We start from the raw sequence: 25,542 nt of genomic DNA on the forward strand, positions 1-25,542 counted from the left end.
TTGTTATGCTGCATTATTTGGGGCTGTGTACGAAGCTGTCGCCCCTTAATTTCTGGCAAAAACATTAGCGTAAATTGCCATTTCTTTCAATAGCTTACTAGTAAACAAGAAGTTAGTCTCCGTGAATATAAACGTCGCAGATTTGTTAAATGGGAATTACATCCTGTTATTATTTGTGGTCCTGGCACTGGGCCTGTGTCTGGGTAAATTACGTCTGGGTTCAGTCCAACTCGGTAATTCCATTGGCGTTTTAGTGGTGTCCCTATTATTAGGTCAACAGCACTTTAGTATTAACACCGATGCATTAAATCTCGGCTTTATGCTGTTTATTTTTTGTGTCGGCGTCGAAGCCGGTCCCAACTTTTTTTCGATTTTTTTTCGCGATGGGAAAAATTATCTAATGCTTGCTCTGGTGATGGTCGGCAGCGCCATGCTGATCGCCCTGGGGCTGGGTAAGCTATTTGGCTGGGACATCGGCCTGACGGCAGGTATGCTGGCCGGCTCGATGACCTCAACGCCGGTGCTGGTCGGCGCGGGTGACACCTTGCGCCATTCCGGAATGTCGGGGACATCGCTTTCAACCGCCCTCGATAACCTGAGCCTCGGTTATGCGCTCACCTATTTGATTGGTTTGGTCAGTCTGATTGTTGGCGCGCGCTACCTGCCGAAACTTCAGCATCAGGATCTGCAAACCAGCGCCCAACAAATCGCACGTGAACGAGGTCTGGACACTGATGCCAACCGTAAGGTTTATCTGCCGGTAATTCGTGCCTATCGCGTTGGCCCGGAACTGGTGGCATGGGCCGATGGCAAAAATCTGCGCGAGCTGGGTATCTATCGCCAGACCGGTTGTTACATTGAACGCATCCGTCGCAACGGCATCCTGGCCAACCCGGATGGCGACGCGGTACTGCAAATGGGCGATGAGATAGCCCTGGTGGGTTATCCTGATGCACATGCCCGCCTCGATCCCAGCTTCCGTAATGGTAAAGAGGTGTTCGATCGCGATCTGCTCGATATGCGCATCGTCACTGAAGAGATTGTGGTGAAAAACCACAATGCCGTTGGCCGCCGCCTGGCCCAGTTGAAACTGACCGATCACGGCTGTTTTCTCAACCGCGTGATCCGTAGCCAGATTGAAATGCCTATCGATGATAACGTCGTGCTTAATAAAGGCGACGTGCTGCAGGTCAGTGGGGATGCTCGCCGCGTCAAAACCATTGCCGATCGTATCGGCTTCATTTCCATTCACAGTCAGGTGACCGATCTGCTGGCCTTCTGCGCCTTCTTTATCATCGGTCTGATGATCGGGATGATCACCTTCCAGTTCAGTAATTTCAGCTTCGGCATCGGGAATGCGGCTGGACTGCTGTTCGCCGGGATCATGCTGGGCTTCCTGCGTGCCAACCATCCAACGTTTGGCTATATCCCACAGGGGGCGCTGAACATGGTCAAAGAGTTTGGCCTGATGGTATTTATGGCAGGCGTCGGTTTAAGCGCGGGCAGCGGCATTGGCAATGGCCTTGGCGCCGTGGGTGGTCAAATGCTGATTGCCGGCCTGGTTGTCAGCCTGGTGCCGGTTGTCATCTGTTTCTTATTCGGTGCTTACGTATTGCGCATGAACCGCGCCCTGCTTTTTGGCGCCATGATGGGCGCGCGTACCTGCGCTCCGGCAATGGAAATCATCAGCGATACGGCACGCAGCAACATCCCCGCATTAGGCTATGCCGGGACCTACGCAATTGCCAACGTACTGCTGACATTAGCGGGGACACTCATCGTTATTGTCTGGCCTGGGCTTGGTTAGCGCTGAAATTTACTCTTAAACGAAAATTTTTTGCAGGTAAGCAGAACTTTTCTTCAAGACGTCAGTCATAACTATTGCCACTGCTTTTCTTTGATGTCCCCAATTTGTGGAGCCCATCAACCCCGCCGTTTTGGTTCAAGGTTGATGGGTTTTTTGTTGCCTGAATTTTGCGATCGCTGACTCCCTCCCCCGAAACTCTCTCACATTTGCAGCATGCTGGTTATGACACATACTTTTAGTCAGAGCTAAATGGTAATAGGTGGTTGCTATGTTACTCGCAGGCAAAGTCGCGGTAATTTTCGGTGGCAGCGGCGCTATAGGCAGTGCAGTTGCGCATGCTATGGCGCGTGAAGGCGCTCATGTGTATCTGGGCGCGCGCAGTCAGGAAAAGCTGGATTGGGCGGCCAGTAGCATTCGAACCGCGGGCGGTGCCGTCGAAACCTTTGTCACCGATGTACTCGACAAATACGTTACCTCAAAACAAGTTACTCAGCTTGCGCAGCAAACCGGTGGAATAGATGTGGTGGTTAACGCAACCGGCTTTATGCATGAACAGGGCAAACGCATCGAGGCGTTATCCCTTTCTGAGTTTATGAGCGGTATCACCCCTTTCCTCTCGGCGCAGTTCAATATCGCAAAAGCCGTAACGCCACACATGGGCGGCAATCGTGCGGGCGTCATTCTCACCGTTGTTGCGCCCGCGGCCCCGATGGCGATGCCTGGACATCTGGGACACATCGTTGGCTGTGCGGGAACAGAGGCCTTTCTTAAAGCGCTCGCCAGCGAACTGGGGCCGGCGAATATTCGGGTCGTCGGCGTGCGCTCGCATGCGATTGTGGATGCCGTTCAGGCCGGTTCCTATACCGGGGATATTTTTACCGCTAAAGCGCAGTCAATGGGTATAACCGTCGCACAATGGTTAGGTGGTGCGGCGCAAAGTACCATGCTTGGGCGCCTGCCTACGCTTGCACAAATCGCTGAGGTAATGACCTTTCTGGCTTCAGACCATGCCGGAGCAATCACCGCAACGGTGGTGAATATTACCGGCGGCGCTACGCACAACTGACCGTCGCGGGCAACCCCGCAATACGCTCCACCATCAGCAAGATATCTTCTCGCCGCAGTGGTTTTTTGTCCGTGACAAAATGCAGCGTCATCCCTTCAATAAACGCATCCAGCGCCCGCGCCGTAACCGGAGCAAACCACTGCTCCAGCGTTTGTTGGCTGCGTAACATCCAGTTTTGCATCACCGTTTTTAGTGCCGGTTTACGGCTGGCGAAGGCATACAGCTGATACATGAGTTCCATGTTATCGGGTGTCGTGACCTGGGAGCTGTAAATCATATCGGTAATCGCATGGCAAGCCTGCGACGCATCCGCAACGTCGGCAAAAAAAGCCTGATACTGCAGCATCATCCTGTCAGTAAAACGGTCAAACGCCTCCATTAAAAGCTCATCAATTCCCGAAAAGTAATAGGTCATAGAACCCAAGGGCACCTGAGCAATTGTCGCAATCTTCCGATGTGTAACCGCATGAATACCATGGGCTATTACCGCATCCAGAGTCGCCTGAACTATTTTTTCCCGCCGCTGCGGATCGTTCGCACGTCGCACTGCATTACCTCTTCTTGCATTTGTGTACAAATGTACACAACCTTGCTAAGGTTGTCTTCTTTCCTCTTTTCTTCGGCTCGAATTCATGACTGGCATCTCATCACGCAAAGCCTTAAGACGTCGCACCTGGGCACTGTTCACGTTCTTCTTTTTACCAGGATTATTAATGGCCTCCTGGGCAACGCGTACCCCTGCCATCAGAGATATCCTCTCCATCTCAACCGCCGAAATGGGCGCGGTGCTGTTTGGACTCTCAATTGGTTCGATGAGTGGCATTCTTTGTTCGGCCTGGCTGGTGAAACGATTTGGCACGCGTAAAGTGATCCGTACCACCATGTCTTGCGCTGTCCTCGGAATGGCAATCCTCAGCGTGGCACTCTGGCTGCATTCCGCATGGCTTTTCGCATTTGGTCTGGGCGTGTTCGGCGCCAGCTTTGGCGCAGCAGAAGTTGCCATCAACGTCGAAGGTGCGGCTGTTGAGCGCGAAATGAATAAAACCGTACTGCCGATGATGCACGGTTTTTACAGCCTGGGAACGCTGGCGGGTGCCGGAGTCGGGATGATGCTTACCGCCTTCAGCGTACCGGCGACCGCGCATATCTTGCTGGCGGCGATGGTGGCTATCACCCCTATTTTCATCGCCATCAAAGCCATTCCTGACGGCACGGGTAAAAATGCCGCTGACGGGTCTCACTCCGGCGAAAAAGGACTGCCTTTTTATCGCGATATTCAGCTATTGCTGATTGGCGTCGTGGTGCTCGCAATGGCATTTGCTGAAGGTTCCGCCAACGACTGGCTTCCGCTGCTGATGGTGGACGGACATGGATTTAGCCCGACATCAGGCTCGCTGATTTATGCCGGATTTACGCTGGGTATGACCGTTGGACGATTTACTGGCGGCTGGTTCATCGACCGCTACAGCCGCGTCGCGGTAGTACGCGCCAGTGCGCTTATGGGGGCTCTTGGGATTAGCCTGATTATTTTTGTCGACAGCACTTGGGTGGCGGGTGTTTCCGTTATTCTGTGGGGACTCGGCGCATCACTGGGCTTCCCACTGACCATTTCGGCTGCCAGCGACACCGGCCCCGATGCGCCAACCCGCGTCAGCGTTGTCGCCACTACCGGCTATCTGGCATTCCTGGTTGGACCACCGCTGCTGGGCTACCTGGGTGAACACTACGGCCTGCGTAGCGCTATGCTGGTGGTGCTGGCGCTGGTGCTTGTCGCCGCCATCGTCGCGAAAGCGGTGGCAAAACCGGATCTCAAAAACACCACTGTGATGGAGAACAGCTAATGCGTATCAAACTGATTGCAGTCGACATGGACGGCACATTTTTAAGCGACCAAAAAACCTATAATCGTGAGCGCTTTATGGCGCAATACCGCCAGATGAAAGAACAAGGGATCCGCTTTGTGGTCGCCAGCGGCAACCAGTATTACCAGCTCATCTCCTTTTTCCCTGAACTAGCCAGTGAAATCTCATTTGTCGCTGAAAACGGCGGATGGGTGGTCAGCGAAGGGGAAGATGTCTTTAACGGTGAGCTGGCAAAAGACGATTTCCATGCCATTGTGGAACATCTGCTGACCCGTACGGACATCGACATTATCGCCTGCGGTAAAAATAGCGCCTATACCCTGAAGCGGTACAGCGATGAGCATAAGACGGTCTCCGCCATGTATTATCATCGTATTGAATTTGTGGATAATTTTGACAACCTCAACGACATTTTCTTCAAGTTCGGGCTAAATATTTCAGACGATCGTATCCCCCAGGTGCAGGCTGACCTCCATGAGGCGATTGGCGACATTATGGTGCCGGTACATACCGGCTACGGCAGCATCGATTTAATTATACCCGGTGTGCATAAGGCAAACGGGCTGCGTCTGCTGCAACAACGCTGGAATATTACCGACGATGAAGTTGTTGTGTTTGGCGATGGCGGCAATGATATTGAGATGCTGCGTCAGGCAGGATTTAGTTTTGCAATGGCGAACGCCCATGAGCCGGTTATCCAGGCGGCAAAATATCGCGCAGGGTCGAACAACGAAGAGGGCGTGCTGGATATTATTGACCGCGTGTTAAAGAATGAAGCACCGTTTACGCAATAACGCCTCAGCACAGACGGCAACAAAATGATGGCATGATCTATTCATAATCCGCCTCAAATTAACCCGCTGGATTATTACCTCCAGTGAATATTCAGACGAGCGGATTATGAAGAAAAGTGTACTGATAGCGACATTGTTGCTGGGTTTTGCGGGGACAACATTTGCGCAAAGCGTTACCGTTGATGTACCAAGCGGTTATAAGGTGGTGGTAGTGCCCTCTTCCGTCAGCGTTCCGCAGGCGGTCAGCGTTACCACCGCGCCACAAACGGTGTATGTTGCTCCGGCGCCTGCCCCGGCCCCAGTCTATCGCGCACATCCTTATGCGCGACATGTTGCAAGCGTCGGTGAAGGAATGATCATCGAACACCAGATTGACGATCACCACTAAGTTTTTGCCTGGCCCGGGCAACCGGGCTTTAACCTTCCCGTGAATCCCCTACCCGTTTATCTTTCAGGAAGATAACCATCAGAATCACCCACAGTACGCCGCTTGCCAGATTGAACAGGCTGAACAAGCCGTTTCCTCCGAGCAGATAAGCGTGTTTACTCAGCTCAATACCGACGGTAAAAATCAGCATCTGCAACATACCCATGGAGGCAGAAACCGTGCCCTTACTCATTTCACTGGCAAACAGCGTCAGACGTACCAGTCCCGCATTCGCCACGCCAATACCAAATGCATAGATGCTTAAACCCGCCGTCATCCATAGATAAGCATGGGATGACACCACCGTGGCCGCAGCGGCAATCACCAGCCCGACGGCGATTGGCCAGCCGCCAATGATAATCAGCGAACGTACGGTTTTTCGCGAGGTCAGGCGCGCCAGTACCAGGTTACCGGCAATCAACGCGCCAAAAATCGGCACCTGCAACAGGCCATATTCGTAACTGCTGAGATGTTCACCGCTGATGATAATAATCGGGGACTGCGCAATCCACGCCAGTAACGGCAGGCTGACAAAACCCAATGCCAGCGCGCCTGCAACGAAGCGCACGTTCCTCAGCACCAGCTTATAATCTTTGCCCAGCTCTTTAATCGACAGCTTTTCACCAAGCCGGGTTGCCGTTTCCGGCATCGCGCGTTGCAGACCAAAAAAAGAGATGGCGGCCAGGGCGGCAAACAGGATAAACATCCCTTCCCACGGCAGAACATGTACCCAGGCTGCGCCGACCAACGGCCCCAGCAGGGGCGCAATCAACGCTACGTTTGCCATCAGCGCGGTAATTTTTATGCACACCGCTTCTTCAAAGGATTCCTGAATTGCGGCGTAACCCACCGCGCCAATAAAGCACAGGCTTATCCCTTGTAAAAAACGCAGGAAGGTAAATTGCTCAATATTCTGCGCAAGCAGGGTTGCAAGGCAGGTCACAATGAACCAGAGCACGCCGGTTAACATCACCGGGCGACGTCCAATTCGATCCGACAGCGGTCCTAATAACCACTGCAAAAACATGCCGCCAGCCAGATAGGCGGTCATGGATGTGGGCACCCAATCTAATCCGGCATTATATTGCTCCACCACCGCCAACATTCCGGGCTGGATCATATCGTTGCCGATATAAGTAGAGAATTCGTAAAGCACCAGACAGAGAGGGAAAAGTAATGCCTGACGCCCCAAACGGGCGCCTGAAGATAAACGGTTCTGCATGCAGTCTCTTAACTATAGAAAAATCGCGCAAAGTGTAATAAATGCGCCGTACTGGTGATAGTGAATTATGTGATTTGAAAGCAAATTGCGCACATTTTTACACTCATTTGCTCAGGAACATTTTGCGTTAAGGTTAATTTAAGTTGAGGCCGCTATCATGTTCATTAAGTCTCATTAATTGTCTGAAAAATAGTCATTTAACAGACAAATAAGACAAGACCGCTTTTTATCCCGTGAAAGCAATTTTATGCTCTCCCCTCATGGGCCTTTTTAACGATTACACTGAGTCTGGACGATATGCTGGAAAATCTGAACAATTCACTTTTTTATCTCATCAATGCCACGCCGGACTCTGCGCAATGGATGATATCGCTTGCCATTTTTATTGCCAAAGACCTGATTAACATCGTACCGCTGTTAGCCGTTGTGCTTTGGCTTTGGGGGCCGCGGGCCCAGGTTACTCTCCAGCGCCAGTTAGTTATAAAAATGGCGATTGCGCTGATCGTCGGTCTGACGATTTCATGGCTGATGGGGCATCTGTTCCCTCACGATCGTCCGTTTGTTAACCACATCGGTTACAACTTCCTGCATCATGCGGCGGATGACTCTTTCCCGAGCGATCACGGTACGGTTATCTTTACCTTTGCACTGGCTTTCCTGTTCTGGCATCGGCTGTGGACGGGCGCTCTGCTGATGGTCGTTGCTGTGGCGATTGCCTGGTCGCGGGTCTACCTTGGCGTACACTGGCCGCTGGATATGCTGGGAGGATTACTCGCCGGGCTGATTGGCTGCCTGAGCGCCCAGATGATCTGGCAGCGGTTTGGCACGCCCCTGTACCTCGGCTTGCAAAATTGCTATCGCGCCTGCTTCGCTCTGCCCATCCGTAAAGGCTGGGTGCGTGACTAACCCACGGTAAAAAGAGTAGTATTAAGCGCGATACTGAGCACTTATTCTACTCTCCAGGGGAACTATGGAAACTCGACGCGACGAGCGTATTGGTCAATTACTGCAGGCGCTGAAACGCAGCGATAAATTACACCTCAAAGAAGCCGCGACGCTGCTGGGCGTATCTGAGATGACCATTCGTCGCGACCTGAATAATCACGATGCTCCCGTCGTCTTGCTCGGGGGCTATATTGTTCTGGAACCCCGCAGCGCCAATCACTATTTAATCAGCGATCAAAAATCCCGACTGGTTGATGAAAAGCGCCGTGCCGCCCAGATGGCGGCAAGCCTCGTGCAGGCACATCAGACTATCTTTTTCGACTGTGGTACCACCACGCCGTGGATCATTGAGGCTATCGACAATGAATTGCCTTTCACCGCAATCTGCTACTCGCTAAATACGTTTCTGGTGCTGCAGGAAAAACCGCAGTGCCGCGTCATTCTGTGTGGTGGCGAATTCCATGCCAGCAACGCAATTTTCAAACCGCTTGATTTCCAGGAAACGCTGAACAACCTGTGCCCGGATATCGCTTTTTATTCCGCAGCTGGCGTTCATATTGAGAAAGGCGCGACCTGTTTTAACCTGGAAGAGCTACCGGTGAAACACTGGGCGATGTCGATGGCGCAGCATCACGTGCTGGTGGTCGATCACAGCAAATTTGGTAAGGTGCGTACTGCGCGGATGGGTGAAGTAAAACACTTTAATACCATCGTCAGCGATAGCCGTCCTGACGAGGCGTTTGTTGAGTACGCGAAAGCGCAACGTATCAAACTGATGTATTAAGCGATACTGCCGGATGGCAATAGCGTCATCCGGCAAACGCTAAGCTTAAGAGAACCAGCCGCCAAACCACTGGTGGAATTTCATCATCACAAAGTCCCACATGCGACTAAAGAATCCCCCCTCTTCCACGGCCTCCATCACCATCAGTGGACGCTGCTCGATGGATTTCCCGTTCAACTGGAAGTCGATAGTCCCCACAACCTGGCCTTTCTTCAGCGGCGCGGTTAACTGTGGTTCGGTCAGGGTAAAGCTGGCCTTCAGGTTTTTGAGCTGACCACGCGGGATAGTCACCGAGCCCGCTTCTCCGGCGCCCAAATTAACTTCACTCTTATCACCAAACCAGACGCGCTGCGTCACGAAAGTGGCATCCGGTTTAATCGGCGTAACGGTTTCAAAGAAGCGGAAGCCCCAGGTCAGCAGCTTTTCTGACTCATTAAAACGAATGCGGTCGGTTTTCGCCCCCAACACCACGGAGATCAGCCGCATATCCCCCTGGGTCGCGGAAGCAACCAGGTTGTATCCCGCCCCAGCCGTAGTACCGGTTTTCATACCGTCCACGTTCAGGTTGGTGCTCCACAACAAACGGTTGCGGTTCGGCTGGCGGATTTTATTAAAGGTAAATTCTTTCTCTTTGTGGATAGCGTACTCTTCCGGTACATCGTGGATTAGCGCTTTCCCGAGCAGGGCCATATCACGTGCGGTACTGAACTGTCCTGCCGCATCCAGGCCATGCACGGTCTGGAAAGTGGTATTGGTCAGCCCCAGTTTTTTCGCGTAGCCGTTCATCAGACCAATGAAGGATTCCTGGCTGCCCGCAACGTAATCAGCCAGTGCGATACAGGCATCGTTACCAGACTGGATGATAACGCCTTTGTTCAGATCGGACACTGCAACCTGATCGCCGGGCTTGAGGAACATAACAGACGAACCGCGCAGGGCCGGATTACCGGTCGCCCAGGCGTCTTTGCCCACGGTGACCATATCGTTGAGGTTAATTTTCCCGGCCTTCAGCGCCTGACCGACCACATAGCTGGTCATGATCTTAGTCAGACTGGCAGGATCCAGTTTCTCATCAGCATTACCTTCCGCCAGTACCTTACCGCTGGCGTAATCCATTAGGATCCACGCGCGCGCGTCGACGCTCGGTGGGGCCGTTGGTTGCTCCGCCGCCTGTACGCTCGGCGCCAAAAGGATTAAGAGTGCAGAACCTGCAGCAAAGCTGCGAAGTGAAGAGAAGTATTGCGTCATAAATGCCACCCGAGTATCCATTCCAAAAAACCACGTCATACCACACCGTGTTTACACAAAACCAGCCAGGCGACCCTGGCCAACCCATGCAGAAAAGGTCTGATGGATGACGTGTAAAATAAGTGCGGTGAGTAATAACGCACTAACGAGCTTAAAGAAACCGTAAGTTGGTAAAGTTTTTAAAGTTTATGCAATAACACCGCGCTGCGCTGCTCCTGGCACGATTTTTTTAGACTTTGTTGCGTAAATATTAGGTTTACCCCACCATGTGGGCTAGTCAGATGGCATCAGCAGCCATAAAGCTGCTCAATTAATTTGCGGGGTTACTATGATTACACTGTGGGGTCGCAATAACTCGACCAACGTAAAAAAAGTATTGTGGACGCTCGAGGAACTGGAACTGCCGTATAACCAAATTCTGGCGGGCGGACAGCATGGCGGTAACCGCGATGCCAACTATCTGGCACTCAACCCGAACGGACTGGTCCCGCTACTACGCGATGATGAAACGGACGTTGTTCTGTGGGAATCCAATACCATTGTCCGCTATCTGGCAGCTCAGTACGGACAAAAGCGTTTGTGGATTGACGCCCCGGCCGCGCGCGCCGTCGGTGAAAAATGGATGGACTGGGCAAACCAGACGCTGAGCCCTGCGCATCGGGTTATCTTGTTTGGCCTGGTCAGAACCCCTGCCGAGAAACGCGACATGGCGGCAATCGAGGCGGGTAGCCAGGTGTGCGATAACCTGTTTGCCATTCTGGATAACGCGCTGGCGGACCAGCCATGGTTCTCCGGGGCTGAATTTGGCACTGCCGATATCGCCGTTGCGCCGTTCATCTATAACCTGTTCAACGTTGGCCTGAGCTGGACCCCGCGCCCACATCTGGAGAACTGGTATCAGCAACTGACCGAACGTCCGGCGTTTCAAAAAGTCGTAATGATCCCGGTCAGCTAACTAAATCAGGGACTCACTTTCAGTAATTCCCCGTCGGACTCGTCGGTTAGTACGTATAAGTACCCGTCTGGTCCGACGCGCACATCACGGATCCGTTGTCCCCTTTCCTGCAACAGACGACCCTCTTCGGTGACGGCATTCCCTTTGACGCTCAGCACGATCACTTCTTTATCTTTCAACGCGCCAATGAATAACTTCTGCCGCCACTGTGGGAAGGTATCGCTATTATAAAAAGCCATTCCGCTGACCGCCGGTGACTTTTCCCAGTAAAAGATGGGTTGCTCTGTTCCAGCAACAATTGGGCCTTTTGCTTCGGGAATTTTAAGACCACTGTAGTTAACGCCCCAGGTCGCAAGCGGCCAGCCGTAGTTTTTCCCTTTCTCCGGGATATTGATTTCATCGCCCCCGCGTGGACCATGCTCATTGATCCACAGCGTATCGCTCCAGGGATTCATCGCCATCCCCTGCGGGTTGCGGATACCATATGACCAAATCTCTGCCCGCGCTCCTGCCCTCTTCACAAACGGATTATCCGGCGGAATTTTTCCCTCATCGGTCAGTCGTACGACCTTGCCCTGCAACTTATCCAGATCCTGTGCGGTAGAACGTTGATTATTTTCACCAAGACCAATAAACAGATAACCGTTGCCATCAAAAACCATACGTCCGCCAAAATGGTTTCCGCTGGAGAGTTTCGGCTGTTGGCGAAAAATGGTCTGGAACCCTTGCAGATGTTTGAGATCGTCGCTCAATCGTCCGTAACCAACCGCTGTCCCGGCGTTACCTTCACTGTCAGCTTCAGCAAAGCTAAGCCACACCCGGCGGGATTGTTTAAAATCCGGTGCTAATGCCACATCAAGCAATCCCCCCTGACCATTCGCCCAGACTTTGGGTACGCCGGTCAGCGGGTCGGAAAGCCCCTTCCCAGACTGCCAAAGTCGAAGCTGGCCGCCTTTAAGCGTAATGAGCATACCGCGATTGTCGGGTAAAAACGCCAGCGACCACGGATGATCGAGTTTCGTTTGCAGCACTTCCACCTCTACCGCGACGGCATAAGAGGAAAATAGCGCGAGTGGGACAGCACAGAGAAAGAGTCGACGCATAACACCTCCTTAATGGCTCTGCATAAAGCGTAGCCAGCAAGGGGAATTATCCTGCCACATTTACATAATCTTAACGAAAAGGGGGAGCGCCCTCCCCCTGATTCAGACGTGTTCCAGCGTTGGATAAGATTGCAAACACTGGATACTTAGCGTCAGCGTTGTCAGGCAGTTTTCCAGTTTCTCTGCGTTAACGGCGATAAAGGTTGGACAATCGTGATGTCCACTCATAAGACAAACAGCGGCGGCGGCTAACGCCCCTTCAGCACGATGAAGGGCATTCCACTCTTCCTGATCAAGATGCATACCGTGAAGCTGTGATTGCTCGTGCAATTCGCGATTCAGTGCAAAAAAATTATCACGCAGACGATCGCTCTCGCTGACTGACATGTAGCCTTTCGCTTTTCTCAACAGCAGATAAGCGGCAAGTTCGACACGGGCGTTTATCAATTTGTTGAGAAGATCGGTTCTCAGTCTGTCAACAACCATACTTTGTTCCTCCTCTTTCCAACTATGGTGCAACTTAATAGTATGGTCATTTTTTGAACAAAGTCGTGTCCAGGATCAATCCATCACCGAAAATTAACACAATTTACAAATAATCTTTAATTCCACGCCGGGCGTGGCGACTGATGGTATGAGATTGCGATACAATTTTTATTCAGAACTCTGTAGAATCCGTGCCCTGAATATTCCAATAACTGAACAATTTTTACGCTATGAGCAATGTAACCCACCAGCCGAAAATCGGCTTTGTCTCCCTCGGCTGCCCGAAAAACCTCGTCGATTCTGAACGCATCCTGACCGAACTTCGTACCGAAGGCTATGATGTTGTGCCAAGCTACGACGACGCGGATATGGTTATCGTTAACACCTGTGGCTTTATCGACAGCGCGGTTCAGGAGTCGCTGGAAGCAATCGGCGAAGCGCTGAACGAAAACGGCAAGGTGATCGTCACCGGCTGTCTGGGCGCGAAAGTCGATCAGATCCGTGAAGTCCACCCGAAGGTGCTGGAAATCACCGGGCCGCATAGCTACGAACAGGTTCTGGAGCACGTTCACCACTATGTGCCCAAACCAAAGCACAACCCGTTCCTGAGCCTGGTTCCTGAACAGGGCGTCAAGCTCACTCCGCGTCATTATGCCTATCTGAAAATTTCTGAAGGCTGCAACCACCGCTGCACGTTCTGCATTATTCCGTCGATGCGTGGCGATCTGGTGAGCCGTCCGATTGGCGACGTCCTCAGCGAAGCCAAACGTCTGGTGGATGCGGGCGTGAAAGAGATACTGGTCATTTCTCAGGATACCTCCGCGTACGGCGTGGATGTGAAGCATCGCACCGGTTTCCATAACGGCGAGCCGGTCAAAACCAGCATGGTTGATCTGTGCGAGCAGTTATCAAAACTGGGGATCTGGACTCGTCTGCATTACGTCTACCCCTACCCGCATGTTGATGACGTGATCCCACTGATGGCGGAAGGGAAAATCCTGCCGTACCTGGACATCCCGCTGCAACATGCCAGCCCGCGTATTCTTAAGCTGATGAAACGCCCAGGCTCCGTGGACAGACAACTGGCACGCATCAAGCAGTGGCGTGAAATCTGCCCTGAACTGACGCTGCGCTCAACCTTCATTGTCGGTTTCCCGGGTGAAACGGAAGAAGACTTCCAGATGCTGCTCGACTTCCTGAAGGAAGCGCGTCTGGACCGCGTGGGCTGCTTTAAATACAGCCCGGTAGAAGGCGCTGGCGCCAATGACCTGCCGGACCAAATCCCGGAAGAGGTGAAAGAGGAACGCTGGAACCGCTTTATGCAATTGCAACAGCAAATCTCCGCTGAACGTTTGCAGGAAAAAGTGGGCCGCGAAATTCTGGTTATCGTTGATGAAGTTGACGAAGAAGGCGCGATTGGCCGCAGCATGGCTGACGCCCCGGAAATCGACGGCGCGGTATACCTGAATGGCGAAACCAAGGTGAAACCTGGCGATATCATTCGCGTGAAGGTCGAAAACGCTGATGAATACGATCTGTGGGGCACCCGCGTTTAAATAAGCGCAACCCAACAGTAGGCCGGATAAGCGTTACGTCTTATCCGGCCTGTGATTTATCCTTTAATTTTCGGGTCCAGCGCGTCGCGCAGACCATCTCCCAGTAAGTTAAACGCCAGTACCGTCAGGAATATCGCCACCGCCGGGAAAATCGCCACGTGCGGCGCGATAACCATATCAGCGCGGGCTTCATTGAGCATTGCCCCCCACTCCGGGGTCGGCGGCTGCGCGCCCAATCCCAGAAATGACAGGCTCGCGGCAGAGATAATCGACGTGCCAATACGCATGGTAAAAAAGACCACGATCGATGAAACCGTACCCGGCAAGATATGGTTGAAGATGATGGTCGCATCGCTGGCGCCGATACTGCGCGCGGATTCAATAAAGGTCTGCTGCTTTAGCACCAGCGTATTTGCGCGCACCAGCCGCGCGAAGGCCGGAATGGAGAAAATGGCCACGGCAATAATCACGTTTGCAATGCCGCTGCCCAGCACGGCGACCACGGCTATCGCCAGCAAAATGCCCGGAAAGGCGAACAGCACATCGCAGATACGCATAATCAGTCGATCCCACCAGCCTTCGTAGTATCCCGCCAGCAGACCCAGCACGGTGCCAATCGCCGCGCCAATAAATACGGCAAAGACCCCCGCCGCCAGCGAGATTTGCGCCCCCACCAGCACGCGGCTAAAAATATCCCGCCCCAGCGAGTCAACGCCGAACCAGTGCAGCATCGATGGTCCGTCATTCAGACGGTCATAATCGAAGTAATTCTCGGCATCAAATGGCGTTAACCAGCGAGCAAAAATCGCCACCATTATCAGCAGCAGGACAAATAACCCCGCTAACATCGCCATGCGCTGGCGACGGAAACGACGCCAGAATTCATGCCACGGCGTGCGTATCTGCTCAGGCTTAACAAGGGGCATCGCATTTAAAATCGCCTGTCGGCGCCAGTTAAAAAATCGCATCCTTACTTGTACCTGATAGCCGGATTAATGGCGGCATAGAGCACATCCACCACTAAGTTAATAAGAATAAACTCCAGAGAAAACAACAGCACCTCGGCCTGAATCACCGGGTAGTCGCGCATTTCGACTGAGTCCACCAACAGCCGCCCAAGCCCTGGCCAGTTAAACACCTTCTCAACGACAATTGAGCCGCCAAGCAAAAAGCCAAACTGTAGCCCCATCATGGTGACCACCGGGATCATCGCATTGCGCAAACCATGTTTTAACACCACCCAGGTTTCACTCACCCCTTTGGCCCGCGCGGTACGCATATAGTCTTCACTGAGCACATCGACAAACGAAGCGCGGGTAAACCGGGCTAACACCGCAGCCACCGCCGCACCCAGGGTAATAGACGGGAGGATATAGTGCCGCCAGGTATCAGCGCCAACGGTGGGCAACCAGCCAAGCTCAACGGAGAATATCTGCATGAGCAGCATGCCGAGCGCAAACGCCGGGAAAGAGATCCCGGTGACGGCGAGCGTCATACTCAATCTGTCCGGCCAACGATTACGCCATACAGCAGCAATGATCCCTGCCGTCATGCCGAATAACACCGCCCACGCCATGCTGGCAATGGTCAGCCATAGCGATGGCATAAAACGACTGGCTATCTCTTCGGAGACCGGGCGACGAGAAACCATTGAGGTTCCAAAATCGCCTTGCAACACGTTAGTAATGTAATGCCAGAACTGAATATGCAGCGGCTGGTCCAGACCCAACTGCTGACGCACCAGTTCGATCACCTCAGCATCAGCCTCCGGTCCGGCAATCAGCCGGGCCGGATCGCCTGGTAGCAGGTGAACAAATAAAAATACCAGCACCGCTACAATCAACAGAGTTGGAATCAACCCCAGCAGGCGCTTGAAAACATAGTTAAGCATCACACTCCCTTCGCCGGCCCCTGTGTGGCGGGGCCGGATGAATAGCTTATTTTAAATCCGCATCATCAAAGCTAAATCCGGTATCCGGCATGATCCAGAACCCGGTCAATCTGGTGTTGTGCGCCGAAATCAGTTGTTCCACTACCAGTGGGATCCACGGCGACTCTTTCCAGATAATATCCTGCGCATCCTTGTACAGCTTCGCTTTCTGGGCCGGATCGTTGGTTTGCAACGCTGCCGCTAAATCACTGTCCACCTGCTTATTGCTGTAGAACGCCGTATTAAACAGCGTTGGCGGCCAGTTTTGAGATGCAAACAGCGGTGACAGCGCCCAGTCTGCTTCACCCGTAGAGGCAGACCAGCCGGTGTAGAACATGCGTACCCCGCTCTCTTTCTGCGCTTTACCTTCGACTTGCGCCGCGCGCTGACCGGCATCCATCGCCGTCACCTGAGCCTTAACGCCCACCTGCGCCAGTTGCTGCTGGGTAAATTGCAGCACTTTTTGCGCGGTACTATGGTTATGAGAAGACCATAGCGTGGTGGTAAAACCGTTCGGATAACCCGCTTCTTTCAGCAGTTCGCGCGCTTTTGCCGGGTCGTATGGCCATGGCGTATAGCTTTGCGCATAGGCGATCGACGGAGGGAGAACGCCGGTTGCTGGCGTCGCATAACCGGCAAACGCCACTTTCACCAGCGCCTGACGGTTGATGGCATAATTCAGCGCTTCACGCACCTTCGGGTTATCGAACGGTTTTTGCGTGACGTTCATGCTGATGTAACGCTGCATAATAGACGGACTGGCCACCAGTTCCAGGTTTTTATTCTTCGTCAGTAGCGCCGCCTGCTCGTAAGGGATCGGAAAGGCAAACTGCGCTTCCCCGGTCTGCAGCATTGCCGCACGCGTGTTGTTGTCGGTCACCGGACGCCAGGTAATCGTATCCAGCTTTGGCAGCCCTTGCTGCCAGTAACCCGCGAACTTCTTAACCTTTACAAAATCCGTCTGATTCCAGGTCTCAAGCTGATACGGCCCGGTCCCCACGGGATGGAAACCGATCTCCTTGCCGTATTTCTCCAGCGCGGCGGGAGAGATCATCGCCGTAGCCGGGTGCGCCAAAATATTGATAAATGCAGAGAACGGCTGCTTCAGCGTTATCTTCACCGTCGACGGATCGACGACCTCGGTTTTATCGATATTCTTATACAGGTTGTAGCGTTTCAGATGGTTTTCCGGGTTGCTGGCCCGGTCGAGGTTAGCTTTAACCGCATCGGCGTTGAAGTCGGTGCCGTCCTGAAACTTCACACCCTGTCGCAGCTTAAGGGTATAAGTCAGGCCATCATCAGAAACCGTATAACTCTCCGCCAGCACATTTTTCAGCTTCATCTCTTTATCAAGGCCAAACAGCCCCTGGTAAAACGACTTCGCTACCGCCTGCGACAACGTGTCGTTTGCGTCGTAGGGATCGAGGGTGGTGAAATTGGATCCTACCGCCACTACTACATCTTTGGCGGCCCAGCCAGGTGTGGCGGCCAGCGCAGAGGCCACTCCCACAGCAACCAGCCATTTTCGAGCAACAATTTTTGTCATGTTATTCTCCTTAAACCCTGCCTGCCTGTTATAAACGCGAAAGCGCATTTTCTGGTTGCGGACGCGCAACATAATGCCCCGGGCCAACTTGCTGGAGTGAAACGGGGGAAATCTCTTCACCGCGTTTGCGGATATTACTGGGGATATCATCCGACAACAGCACGCGCTGGGGCCGGTGATGTGAGGGATCGGCGACCGGGACTGCCGCCATCAGTTTGCGGGTGTACGGATGCTGCGGATTTTCAAACACCGCGCGTCGGGTGCCGATCTCGACGATTTGCCCAAGGTACATCACCGCCACCCGATGACTGATCCGCTCCACCACCGCCATATCGTGGGAAATAAACAGGTACGCAATCCCCATTTCTCGTTGGAGGTCGAGCAACAGGTTGATAATTTGCCCGCGAATTGAGACATCCAGCGCCGAGACTGACTCATCGGCAATAATCACCTTGGGATTGAGCGCCAGCGCCCGGGCAATACAGATCCGCTGACGCTGCCCACCGGAAAACTCATGCGGATAGCGCCAGGCATGCTCAGGGAGCAATCCTACGCGTTCCAGCAGCCATGCAACCCGTTTTGCCGCCGCATCGCCTTGCAGTAGCCCATGCACCCGCAGCGGTTCTAAAATGGAATATCCCACGGTCTGACGCGGATCGAGCGAAGCATAGGGGTCCTGGAAGATAAATTGAATATCCCGACGCAGCGGCTGTAGCTTACTGGCGGCCAGGGTATCGATACGCTGTCCGTTGAAAACAATCTCCCCGCGTTGAGACTCGACCAGACGTAGCAGCGCCCGACCGGTGGTGGATTTCCCGCAGCCTGACTCCCCCACCAGCGAGAGCGTCTCTCCGGGCCACAGGTCAAAGCTGACGTTTTCCACCGCATGCACCTCGCGGGTCACCCGATTAAGAATGCCGCTGCGCAGCGGAAAACGCGTCACCAGATTACGTACCTGCAAAATAGGCTCGCCTTCAACCACGGTATCCTGTTCAGTCTGTGGTTCTACATGGCTGGGATCGTGTAACGAAATGAGTGGAAACCGGCGCGGGTACGCTTGTCCAGTCATCGCCCCAAGCTGCGGCACGGCTGCCAGCAGCGCTTTGGTGTAAGGATGCTGGGGAGCGTGAAAAATCTGCTCAACGCTGCCGGTTTCTACCGCCTCGCCCTGATACATCACCAGCACGCGATCGGCAATATCCGCTACGACGCCCATATCGTGGGTAATAAAGATCACTCCCATCGACATATCCTGCTGCAACACTTTTATCAGTTGCAGGATCTGTGCCTGAATAGTGACATCCAGCGCGGTAGTCGGTTCATCGGCAATTAAAACCGCAGGGCGACACGATAGCGCCATGGCGATCATTACCCGCTGGCGCATGCCGCCAGAAAGCTGGTGCGGATAACGCGATAAAATAGCCTTCGCCTCAGGAATACGCACCTGGTCGAGCATCCGTTTCGCTTCCACCATCGCCTCTTCGTGGCTGGCCCCCTGATGCAAACGGATTGACTCAGCAATCTGCTCACCCACGGTAAATACCGGATTAAGCGATGTCATGGGCTCCTGGAAGATCATGGCGATATCCGCGCCACGCACGTGACGCATCCGCGACGCGCTCTGTTCACCCAGCTCAATAACCTGTCGGTTACGGCGTCGAAGGAGCATTTCATCGCAGCTCACCTCGCCGCCTGACTGTTCAATCAAACGCATCAGCGACAAGGCTGTTACCGACTTTCCTGAACCGGATTCGCCCACTATCGCCAGCGTTTCACCACGCTTCAGGCGAAATGACAGATTACGCACCGCACTGATGCGCTGCTGCTCCTGCTCAAAGACAATGTTCAGGTTGCTGACTGCCAGCACGTCGCTGGCGTCAAGCTCATCACTGTGTGGCAACGGTATCTCCTTTTTCCCGATAAATACCGGTGGTTGGCGTATCGCCTGCATATCCCCAGGCACGGTACATGCCTTCGCTGTTAAACGGCAAGGCGACGTTGCCCTCGTGATCGACGGCAATTAAACCGCCGCTACCGCCGAGCGCCGGTAATTTTTCCATTACTACGCGTTCGCACGCCTCCGATAAACTCAGGCCGCCATAGTCCATCAACGCCGCAATGTCATACGCCGCCAGCGCACGAATAAAGACTTCACCGGTTCCGGTGCAGGAAACGGCCACACTTGCGTTATTGGCATAGCAGCCAGCGCCGACCAGCGGACTGTCACCTACCCGACCCGGTAATTTGTTGGTCATCCCGCCGGTCGATGTTGCCGCCGCCAGATTGCCAAACATATCCAGCGCGACCGCACCCACAGTACCCATTTTGTTGTTTTCATCCAGCGGGGTCGCGCTATGATCCAGCACCGTTTCACCCGCCGATTGCGCTGCCAGCAGTTGAGCGTAGCGTTCTGGCGTCGAGAAAATATCCGCCGAAACGCGCTCCATACCCTGCGCAATGGCAAAGTTTTCAGCCCCTTCACCTATCATCATGACGTGGGGGCTGTGCTCCATCACCAGGCGAGCCGCGAGAATTGGATTGCGCAGATGGCTAACCCCGGCGACGGCTCCCGCATTTAGCGTATTACCGTCCATCACACAGGCGTCCAGTTCATGGGTTTCATCACGGGTATACACCGCGCCAATTCCGGCATTAAACAACGGACACTCTTCCAACAAACGCACGGCTTCGGTGACCACATCCAGTGCGCTACGACCGTCTTCAAGCATCCGCTGGCCGGTTTCAACGATATCCGACAGCGCCTGTATATAACGCAATTCTTGCTCCTGGCTCAGTAGCGCGCGGGTGATAGCCCCTGCGCCGCCGTGAATTGCAATGACTGCTTTACCCATTTTATTCGTCCATTAGGTGGCGGGTACCGGGGGGTTATAAATATCAGAATTTCGGTGACTTATTGATTCGATTTTTGAATATAGAAAGATGCAGACGTCATGTAAAGGTAAAGGCCCGCACCTCACACCCCGTCTCATCAGGTCATTCAGATGTGTTTAACGGAAAGGAGATCTCTCGACATTGGTGCTAAATTATTCAAGCCGATCGGTAATCTGTTTTTTTGCATAAAACACAAAGCGTTCTACAGACGGCATACACGCTGCCCAGTTATGTTTGGTTAACCCCAGATATTCCGCACGCGCCGCTTGCAGCAAATCAGCATGCTCAGCGGGTAATTGCGGCAGAAGCCAGGATGCGGCCTCATCTTTAGCGACAATATTACCCGTAACCACGCTATACCAGATACGTGCCAGAGCAAGGATGATATTACGCTCGTCCCCCTCTAAATCAGCCGGTTTCTGCCACATCTCAAGGATATGCCGAAATGTTTGCAATACATCGCTAAACGGAATGACGTTAAATAACGTCTCAGCCGGTTCACCGAACAGCGGTACGCTGGCGCGCCGGGCCTGGGTCAGCAGAATAGAAAGATCAGCATCCACCATTGCCGGTTCAAACACGCCAGCGCGAATATCATCACGCAGCCATTCGCCAAACTGCATTTCTCTCGCCGGTGGAAATCGCCACGGCACGATCTGCGAGTGCAGAACAACGGTCACTTCCAACGCACGATATGGCCCGGAGGTGCCGGGAGGCGCTGAAATGGTCAGCAAATCCTGCATCAGTTTTTTTCTTTGTCGGGCATTTATGGGTTCACGCAGGGTGACCAATAAATCAATGTCGCTTTGGGGTTTTAAGCCGCCTTCAACCGCAGAGCCATACAAATGAAGGGCAATGAGATTCCCCTCGAAAATCTGGCGGATGCACGCACTGGCGGCCTCCACCTGTCGTCGAATTGCGTCTGGAATAATATTAGCCATTTAGCCCCCAGGGAAAAATGAGCGGAAATATTGAGTCTATACTGCATTCTTCTTGCTGCGCTATCCCTGACACAAAACCTTTACCAGATCTGATTCTAAGCCTGAGGTAGCATACTGCCCGCGTCCATTTTCTGACATAATGAGCAGATTCGATTTTGCCCCGCAGGAGTCTTCTCATGGAATTTACCGCCGGACTGATGCCGCTTGAAACGGCTCTCTCTCAGATGCTTTCGCGTATTACCCCGCTCACCGCCGTCGAAACGCTGCCGCTGGTTCAATGCTTTGGCCGCATTCTGGCCACCGACGTTGTCTCCCCCATTGATGTACCGGGATTCGATAACTCGGCAATGGATGGCTATGCGGTACGATTAGCCGATTTACAATCTGATCAGCCGCTTGCTGTGGCGGGTAAAGCCTTTGCCGGTCAGCCTTTCCATGGCGAGTGGCCTGCGGGAACCTGCATCCGTATTATGACCGGCGCCCCGGTGCCTGCTGGTTGTGAAGCAGTGGTGATGCAGGAGCAAACGGAACAAACTGACGACGGGGTGCGTTTTACCGCCGAAGTCCGCCGCGGGCAAAATATTCGTCTGCGCGGTGAAGATATTGCAAACGGCGCGGTGGTGTTTCCCGCCGGGACTCGCCTGACAACCGCCGAGCTTCCCGTTCTGGCTTCGCTCGGTGTTGCCGATGCTCCCGTTGTGCGCAAAGTCCGCGTGGCGCTGTTCTCCACCGGTGATGAACTGCAGTTGCCAGGTCAGCCGCTGGGAGACGGGCAGATTTATGACACTAACCGTCTGACCGTTCACCTGATGCTGCAACAGTTAGGCTGCGAAGTGATCAACCTGGGGATTATTCGCGACGATCCCAACGCGCTGCGTGCCGCGTTTATCGAAGCCGACAGCCAGGCCGATGTCGTCATCAGTTCCGGCGGCGTTTCAGTAGGCGAAGCGGATTACACTAAAACTATTCTGGAAGAGCTGGGAGAAATTGCCTTCTGGAAGCTGGCTATCAAACCGGGCAAACCGTTCGCGTTTGGCAAACTGAGCAACAGCTGGTTTTGCGGTCTGCCGGGTAATCCAGTGTCTGCGGCCCTCACCTTCTATCAACTGGTACAACCGCTCCTGGCGAAACTGAGCGGCAACACCGCCTGTGGACTACCGCCTCGCCAGCGCGTGCGCACCGCTTCACGCCTGAAGAAAACACCTGGCCGTCTGGATTTTCAGCGCGGTGTATTGCAGCGTACCGCTGAAGGCGAACTGGAAGTCACCACTACCGGGCACCAGGGCTCGCATATTTTTAGCTCTTTTAGCCAGGGTAACTGTTTTATCGTGCTGGAGCGCGATCGCGGTAACGTCGAAGCCGGCGAATGGGTTGAGGTCGAGCCGTTTAACGCACTGTTTGGAGGCCTGTAATGGCAGAACTCAGCGACCAGGAGATGATGCGCTATAACCGGCAAATCATTCTGCGCGGCTTCGATTTCGAAGGTCAGGAAGCGCTCAAGGAGGCGCGGGTACTGGTCGTTGGTGTGGGGGGACTGGGATGTGCAGCAACTCAGTACCTTGCAGGCGCTGGCGTCGGGCATTTAACCTTGCTCGACTTTGACACGGTCTCCGTGTCGAACCTCCAGCGCCAGACGCTGCACAGCGATGCGACCGTTGGACAGCCAAAAGTGCTATCCGCCCGCGACGCACTGGCGCGGATTAACCCTTATATCGCCATTACACCGGTGAATGCGCTGCTGGACGAGAGCGAGATTCACACGCTTATTACCGAACACGATTTGGTGCTGGACTGTACGGATAACGTCAGCATCCGCAATCAGTTGAATGCCGGATGCTTCGCCGCCAGGGTTCCGCTGGTTTCCGGTGCGGCAATTCGCATGGAAGGACAAATTACCGTATTTACCTACCAGGAAGGAGAGCCCTGCTACCGTTGCCTGAGCCGTCTGTTCGGTGAAAACGCCCTGACCTGCGTAGAGGCCGGAGTGATGGCCCCGCTGATCGGCGTGATCGGCTCGTTACAGGCGATGGAAGCCATTAAGCTGCTGGCTAACTACGGTAAACCGGCGTCAGGAAAAATCGTCATGTACGACGCCATGACCTGCCAGTTTCGCGAAATGAAGCTGATGCGCAATCCCACCTGTGAGGTCTGCGGGAGTTAGCAGAGAAATCGTCGGCACCACACTATTGCCAGAGGGCGATGCTAATGCCTCCAATCAGGCCTACAACAGCGCATTGTGTAGGCCGGATAAGGTGTTAGCCGCCATCCGGCAAAACAAACTTACAGAGAAGTGCGTCCAAATGCGCTCTGCCAGTCGTGCTCGAACTTCGCTACGGCAGCATCAACGGCCGGAGAGCTAATCATCTGCTGAGCGACATCCAGCGGCAGCGTGATGGACTCGCAGCCTGCCAGCAGGCAATCCAGCGCCTGACGCGGCGTTTTAAAACTGGCGGCCAGTACTTTGGCGTGCGGGGCATGCATTTTCAGTAAGGTCTGCAGATCGGTCACCGTCTGAATGCCGTCCCCCCCCTGCGCATCCACACGGTTAACGTATGGCGCAACGTATTCGGCCCCCGCAAGCGCAGCTAATAGCCCTTGAGCAGCGCCGTATACCGCGGTACCCAACGTCGGGATCCCTTCTTCTTTCAGCAATTTAATGGCCGTCAGACCTTCTGCCGTGACCGGCACTTTGACCACGATATCCGCAATGATTGCCCGCAGCTTACGCGCATCGCTGACCATGCCTTCGGCGGTGGTCGCCATTACCTGAGCAAACAGGCGTCCTTGCCCTCCCATCGCTTCCTGCAGTTGCGGCAGTAACACGTCCAGCGTCTGCTTACCTGCCGCCACAATGCTTGGGTTAGTGGTCACCCCTGCCAGCGGAAAAACCCGCGCCAGAGCTTTTACCGCGTCAACGTCAGACGTATCTAAATAGAGTTCCATAACCTTTCCTCAAACGAATAATTAGCATGAATAAAAGGTAGCACGGCGAAACCTCACGGTTAGTTGACGTACGTCAATATAACTTTCATTCGAAAGTAATTTAATCTTTATACGAAAGATGAGAGGCCGCTTATGATTTTCAATATCCAGCGCTATTCCACACATGATGGTCCCGGTATCCGTACTGTAGTGTTCCTTAAGGGATGCTCTCTGGGCTGTCGGTGGTGCCAGAATCCGGAAAGCCGCGCCCGCACGCAGGATCTGCTCTATGACGCGCGTTTGTGCCTCGACGGTTGCGATCTCTGTGCTCAGGCCGCACCGAAGGTGATTGAACGCGCGCTGAGTGGATTGCTGATTCATCGCGAAAAACTGACCGATGATGCGCTCACGGCGCTGACCCACTGCTGTCCAACCCAGGCGCTGACCGTCTGCGGAGAGGAAAAAAGCGTGGACGACATCATGGCGACCGTAGTGCGTGATAAACCGTTTTACGATCGCAGCGGCGGGGGTCTCACCCTGTCTGGCGGTGAACCCTTTATGCAGCCAGAACTGGCGGCAGCGCTGCTCAAAGCCAGCCACGATGCAGGTATTCATACAGCGGTTGAAACCTGTCTGCATGTCCCGTGGAAGTATATTGAACCGTCATTACCTGACGTCGACCTGTTCCTGGCCGATTTAAAACATGTCGCCGACGCGCCGTTTAAACAGTGGACCGATGGCAGCGCCTCTCGCGTACTAGAAAATCTGAAAAAACTGGCCGCCGCCGGTAAAAAAATGGTTATCCGCGTCCCCCTGATTCAGGGGTTCAACGCTGACGAAGCCGCTATTCAGGCCATTACCGATTTTGCTGCCGACGAGCTTCACGTCGATGAGATCCATTTTTTGCCCTACCACACGCTGGGCATCAACAAATACCACTTACTCAGTCAACCCTACAACGCACCGGATAAACCGCTTGATGCGCCTGCGCTGCTCGAATTTGCCCAGCAGTACGCCAGCCTGAAAGGTTTAACCGCGACCCTACGAGGATAATCG

At 53.7% G+C, this 25,542-nt stretch carries 24 protein-coding genes; 12 read left to right on the forward strand and 12 right to left on the reverse strand.

The genetic code is table 11. The features are described from left to right. Window positions 1–121: 121 nt before the first annotated feature. A complete protein-coding gene (locus tag HV229_RS16635) occupies window positions 122–1,807 on the forward strand; it encodes an aspartate:alanine antiporter (protein WP_016152406.1) in 1,686 nt (561 codons plus the stop codon). A 268-nt stretch (window positions 1,808–2,075) separates the two neighbouring features. Beyond that, the gene (locus HV229_RS16640) at window positions 2,076–2,873 is read left to right on the forward strand and encodes an SDR family oxidoreductase (protein ID WP_181545944.1); all 798 of its coding nucleotides are present in this window, start codon (window positions 2,076–2,078) and stop codon (window positions 2,871–2,873) included. Here HV229_RS16640 and HV229_RS16645 read toward each other — a convergent pair. Further along, window positions 2,860–3,420 carry a TetR/AcrR family transcriptional regulator gene (locus tag HV229_RS16645; RefSeq protein ID WP_029139468.1) on the reverse strand — a complete coding sequence of 187 codons (561 nt, stop codon included), beginning with the start codon at window positions 3,418–3,420 and terminating at the stop codon, window positions 2,860–2,862. The two genes, HV229_RS16640 and HV229_RS16645, sit on opposite strands and share 14 nt — an antisense overlap. A gap of 85 nt (window positions 3,421–3,505) precedes the next feature. Here HV229_RS16645 and HV229_RS16650 point away from each other — a divergent pair, with 85 nt between their 5' ends. The 3 genes from HV229_RS16650 to HV229_RS16660 all read left to right on the forward strand — a co-directional run bounded on the left by HV229_RS16650 (window position 3,506) and on the right by HV229_RS16660 (window position 5,917). Beyond that, window positions 3,506–4,714 (forward strand): MFS transporter, encoded by a 1,209-nt coding sequence (locus HV229_RS16650; RefSeq protein WP_029139467.1) that lies wholly within the window; start codon window positions 3,506–3,508, stop codon window positions 4,712–4,714. Beyond that, window positions 4,714–5,529: a Cof-type HAD-IIB family hydrolase gene (locus HV229_RS16655; protein WP_181545946.1), complete on the forward strand. Its 816-nt coding sequence runs from the start codon at window positions 4,714–4,716 to the stop codon at window positions 5,527–5,529. The genes HV229_RS16650 and HV229_RS16655 overlap by 1 nt, the downstream gene beginning before the upstream one ends. Before the next feature lie 106 nt (window positions 5,530–5,635). Then, a complete protein-coding gene (locus HV229_RS16660) occupies window positions 5,636–5,917 on the forward strand; it encodes a hypothetical protein (protein WP_019076373.1) in 282 nt (93 codons plus the stop codon). 28 nt (window positions 5,918–5,945) lie between these two features. Here HV229_RS16660 and HV229_RS16665 read toward each other — a convergent pair whose 3' ends face one another. After that, the gene (locus tag HV229_RS16665; RefSeq protein WP_181545948.1) at window positions 5,946–7,178 is read right to left on the reverse strand and encodes an MFS transporter; all 1,233 of its coding nucleotides are present in this window, start codon (window positions 7,176–7,178) and stop codon (window positions 5,946–5,948) included. 297 nt (window positions 7,179–7,475) lie between these two features. Here HV229_RS16665 and ybjG point away from each other — a divergent pair, with 297 nt between their 5' ends. Next, entirely contained in the window at window positions 7,476–8,084 is a 609-nt protein-coding gene (gene ybjG / locus HV229_RS16670; protein ID WP_181545950.1) for an undecaprenyl-diphosphate phosphatase, read from the forward strand. Between the two features lie 64 nt (window positions 8,085–8,148). Continuing rightward, entirely contained in the window at window positions 8,149–8,907 is a 759-nt protein-coding gene (gene deoR, locus HV229_RS16675) for a DNA-binding transcriptional repressor DeoR (RefSeq protein ID WP_053388810.1), read from the forward strand. A 45-nt stretch (window positions 8,908–8,952) separates the two neighbouring features. On the opposite strand, the gene dacC is transcribed toward deoR, so the two are convergent. Then, window positions 8,953–10,155: a serine-type D-Ala-D-Ala carboxypeptidase gene (gene dacC, locus HV229_RS16680; RefSeq protein WP_016156089.1), complete on the reverse strand. Its 1,203-nt coding sequence runs from the start codon at window positions 10,153–10,155 to the stop codon at window positions 8,953–8,955. A gap of 328 nt (window positions 10,156–10,483) precedes the next feature. On the opposite strand from dacC, the gene HV229_RS16685 reads away from it, so the two are divergent. Next, on the forward strand, window positions 10,484–11,110 hold the full coding sequence (locus HV229_RS16685; RefSeq protein WP_181545952.1) for a glutathione S-transferase family protein: 627 nt from the start codon (window positions 10,484–10,486) through the stop codon (window positions 11,108–11,110). Between the two features lie 5 nt (window positions 11,111–11,115). Here HV229_RS16685 and HV229_RS16690 read toward each other — a convergent pair whose 3' ends face one another. Beyond that, window positions 11,116–12,213, reverse strand: coding sequence for a PQQ-dependent sugar dehydrogenase (locus tag HV229_RS16690; protein ID WP_181545954.1), 1,098 nt, complete (start codon window positions 12,211–12,213; stop codon window positions 11,116–11,118). Between the two features lie 102 nt (window positions 12,214–12,315). Beyond that, entirely contained in the window at window positions 12,316–12,699 is a 384-nt protein-coding gene (gene bssR / locus HV229_RS16695) for a biofilm formation regulator BssR (RefSeq protein ID WP_047359409.1), read from the reverse strand. Window positions 12,700–12,929: 230 nt separating this feature from the next. On the opposite strand from bssR, the gene rimO reads away from it, so the two are divergent. Continuing rightward, complete coding sequence (rimO, locus tag HV229_RS16700; protein WP_016152393.1) at window positions 12,930–14,255, forward strand: 30S ribosomal protein S12 methylthiotransferase RimO; 1,326 nt, start codon at window positions 12,930–12,932, stop codon at window positions 14,253–14,255. A gap of 56 nt (window positions 14,256–14,311) precedes the next feature. On the opposite strand, the gene gsiD is transcribed toward rimO, so the two are convergent. The 6 genes from gsiD to HV229_RS16730 form a co-directional block, all read right to left on the reverse strand. Beyond that, a complete protein-coding gene (gene gsiD, locus HV229_RS16705) occupies window positions 14,312–15,223 on the reverse strand; it encodes a glutathione ABC transporter permease GsiD (protein WP_047359421.1) in 912 nt (303 codons plus the stop codon). Between the two features lie 2 nt (window positions 15,224–15,225). Then, complete coding sequence (gene gsiC, locus HV229_RS16710; protein WP_016152391.1) at window positions 15,226–16,146, reverse strand: glutathione ABC transporter permease GsiC; 921 nt, start codon at window positions 16,144–16,146, stop codon at window positions 15,226–15,228. Between the two features lie 46 nt (window positions 16,147–16,192). After that, window positions 16,193–17,731, reverse strand: a complete 1,539-nt coding sequence (gsiB, locus tag HV229_RS16715) for a glutathione ABC transporter substrate-binding protein GsiB (protein ID WP_153690563.1) — start codon at window positions 17,729–17,731, stop codon at window positions 16,193–16,195. 28 nt (window positions 17,732–17,759) lie between these two features. Continuing rightward, window positions 17,760–19,631, reverse strand: coding sequence for a glutathione ABC transporter ATP-binding protein GsiA (gene gsiA, locus HV229_RS16720; protein ID WP_049282698.1), 1,872 nt, complete (start codon window positions 19,629–19,631; stop codon window positions 17,760–17,762). Then, window positions 19,618–20,583 carry a beta-aspartyl-peptidase gene (iaaA, locus tag HV229_RS16725; RefSeq protein WP_016156081.1) on the reverse strand — a complete coding sequence of 322 codons (966 nt, stop codon included), beginning with the start codon at window positions 20,581–20,583 and terminating at the stop codon, window positions 19,618–19,620. The genes gsiA and iaaA overlap by 14 nt, the downstream gene beginning before the upstream one ends. Window positions 20,584–20,775: 192 nt before the next feature. After that, window positions 20,776–21,564: an aminoglycoside adenylyltransferase family protein gene (locus HV229_RS16730; RefSeq protein ID WP_109017298.1), complete on the reverse strand. Its 789-nt coding sequence runs from the start codon at window positions 21,562–21,564 to the stop codon at window positions 20,776–20,778. Between the two features lie 176 nt (window positions 21,565–21,740). Between HV229_RS16730 and moeA the strand changes: the two genes are divergently transcribed. Next, window positions 21,741–22,976 carry a molybdopterin molybdotransferase MoeA gene (moeA, locus tag HV229_RS16735; RefSeq protein ID WP_019076362.1) on the forward strand — a complete coding sequence of 412 codons (1,236 nt, stop codon included), beginning with the start codon at window positions 21,741–21,743 and terminating at the stop codon, window positions 22,974–22,976. Continuing rightward, the gene (gene moeB, locus HV229_RS16740) at window positions 22,976–23,725 is read left to right on the forward strand and encodes a molybdopterin-synthase adenylyltransferase MoeB (protein ID WP_049282695.1); all 750 of its coding nucleotides are present in this window, start codon (window positions 22,976–22,978) and stop codon (window positions 23,723–23,725) included. Before moeA ends, moeB begins: the two co-directional genes overlap by 1 nt. A 119-nt stretch (window positions 23,726–23,844) precedes the next feature. On the opposite strand, the gene fsa is transcribed toward moeB, so the two are convergent. Next, on the reverse strand, window positions 23,845–24,507 hold the full coding sequence (gene fsa, locus HV229_RS16745; protein ID WP_019076360.1) for a fructose-6-phosphate aldolase: 663 nt from the start codon (window positions 24,505–24,507) through the stop codon (window positions 23,845–23,847). 132 nt (window positions 24,508–24,639) lie between these two features. On the opposite strand from fsa, the gene HV229_RS16750 reads away from it, so the two are divergent. Continuing rightward, on the forward strand, window positions 24,640–25,539 hold the full coding sequence (locus HV229_RS16750) for a glycyl-radical enzyme activating protein (protein ID WP_016152383.1): 900 nt from the start codon (window positions 24,640–24,642) through the stop codon (window positions 25,537–25,539). The last annotated feature ends 3 nt before the right edge of the window (window positions 25,540–25,542 follow it).

Origin of the sequence: Citrobacter sp. RHBSTW-00524, from assembly GCF_013747755.1 — a bacterium.
GTDB classification, from domain to species: domain Bacteria; phylum Pseudomonadota; class Gammaproteobacteria; order Enterobacterales; family Enterobacteriaceae; genus Citrobacter; species Citrobacter braakii.

Coding starts and splice junctions, on each gene's coding strand:
- ybjG (WP_181545950.1), top strand. CDS start 7,476: ATGCTGGAAAATCTGAACAATTCACTTTTTTATCTCATCAATGCCACG.
- iaaA (WP_016156081.1), bottom strand. CDS start 20,583: ATGGGTAAAGCAGTCATTGCAATTCACGGCGGCGCAGGGGCTATCACC.
- dacC (WP_016156089.1), bottom strand. CDS start 10,155: ATGACGCAATACTTCTCTTCACTTCGCAGCTTTGCTGCAGGTTCTGCA.
- HV229_RS16650 (WP_029139467.1), top strand. CDS start 3,506: ATGACTGGCATCTCATCACGCAAAGCCTTAAGACGTCGCACCTGGGCA.
- HV229_RS16640 (WP_181545944.1), top strand. CDS start 2,076: ATGTTACTCGCAGGCAAAGTCGCGGTAATTTTCGGTGGCAGCGGCGCT.
- HV229_RS16655 (WP_181545946.1), top strand. CDS start 4,714: ATGCGTATCAAACTGATTGCAGTCGACATGGACGGCACATTTTTAAGC.
- HV229_RS16665 (WP_181545948.1), bottom strand. CDS start 7,178: ATGCAGAACCGTTTATCTTCAGGCGCCCGTTTGGGGCGTCAGGCATTA.
- gsiC (WP_016152391.1), bottom strand. CDS start 16,146: ATGCTTAACTATGTTTTCAAGCGCCTGCTGGGGTTGATTCCAACTCTG.
- HV229_RS16660 (WP_019076373.1), top strand. CDS start 5,636: ATGAAGAAAAGTGTACTGATAGCGACATTGTTGCTGGGTTTTGCGGGG.
- bssR (WP_047359409.1), bottom strand. CDS start 12,699: ATGGTTGTTGACAGACTGAGAACCGATCTTCTCAACAAATTGATAAAC.
- gsiD (WP_047359421.1), bottom strand. CDS start 15,223: ATGCGATTTTTTAACTGGCGCCGACAGGCGATTTTAAATGCGATGCCC.
- HV229_RS16750 (WP_016152383.1), top strand. CDS start 24,640: ATGATTTTCAATATCCAGCGCTATTCCACACATGATGGTCCCGGTATC.
- fsa (WP_019076360.1), bottom strand. CDS start 24,507: ATGGAACTCTATTTAGATACGTCTGACGTTGACGCGGTAAAAGCTCTG.
- gsiB (WP_153690563.1), bottom strand. CDS start 17,731: ATGACAAAAATTGTTGCTCGAAAATGGCTGGTTGCTGTGGGAGTGGCC.
- moeB (WP_049282695.1), top strand. CDS start 22,976: ATGGCAGAACTCAGCGACCAGGAGATGATGCGCTATAACCGGCAAATC.
- moeA (WP_019076362.1), top strand. CDS start 21,741: ATGGAATTTACCGCCGGACTGATGCCGCTTGAAACGGCTCTCTCTCAG.
- HV229_RS16730 (WP_109017298.1), bottom strand. CDS start 21,564: ATGGCTAATATTATTCCAGACGCAATTCGACGACAGGTGGAGGCCGCC.
- deoR (WP_053388810.1), top strand. CDS start 8,149: ATGGAAACTCGACGCGACGAGCGTATTGGTCAATTACTGCAGGCGCTG.
- rimO (WP_016152393.1), top strand. CDS start 12,930: ATGAGCAATGTAACCCACCAGCCGAAAATCGGCTTTGTCTCCCTCGGC.
- HV229_RS16685 (WP_181545952.1), top strand. CDS start 10,484: ATGATTACACTGTGGGGTCGCAATAACTCGACCAACGTAAAAAAAGTA.
- HV229_RS16690 (WP_181545954.1), bottom strand. CDS start 12,213: ATGCGTCGACTCTTTCTCTGTGCTGTCCCACTCGCGCTATTTTCCTCT.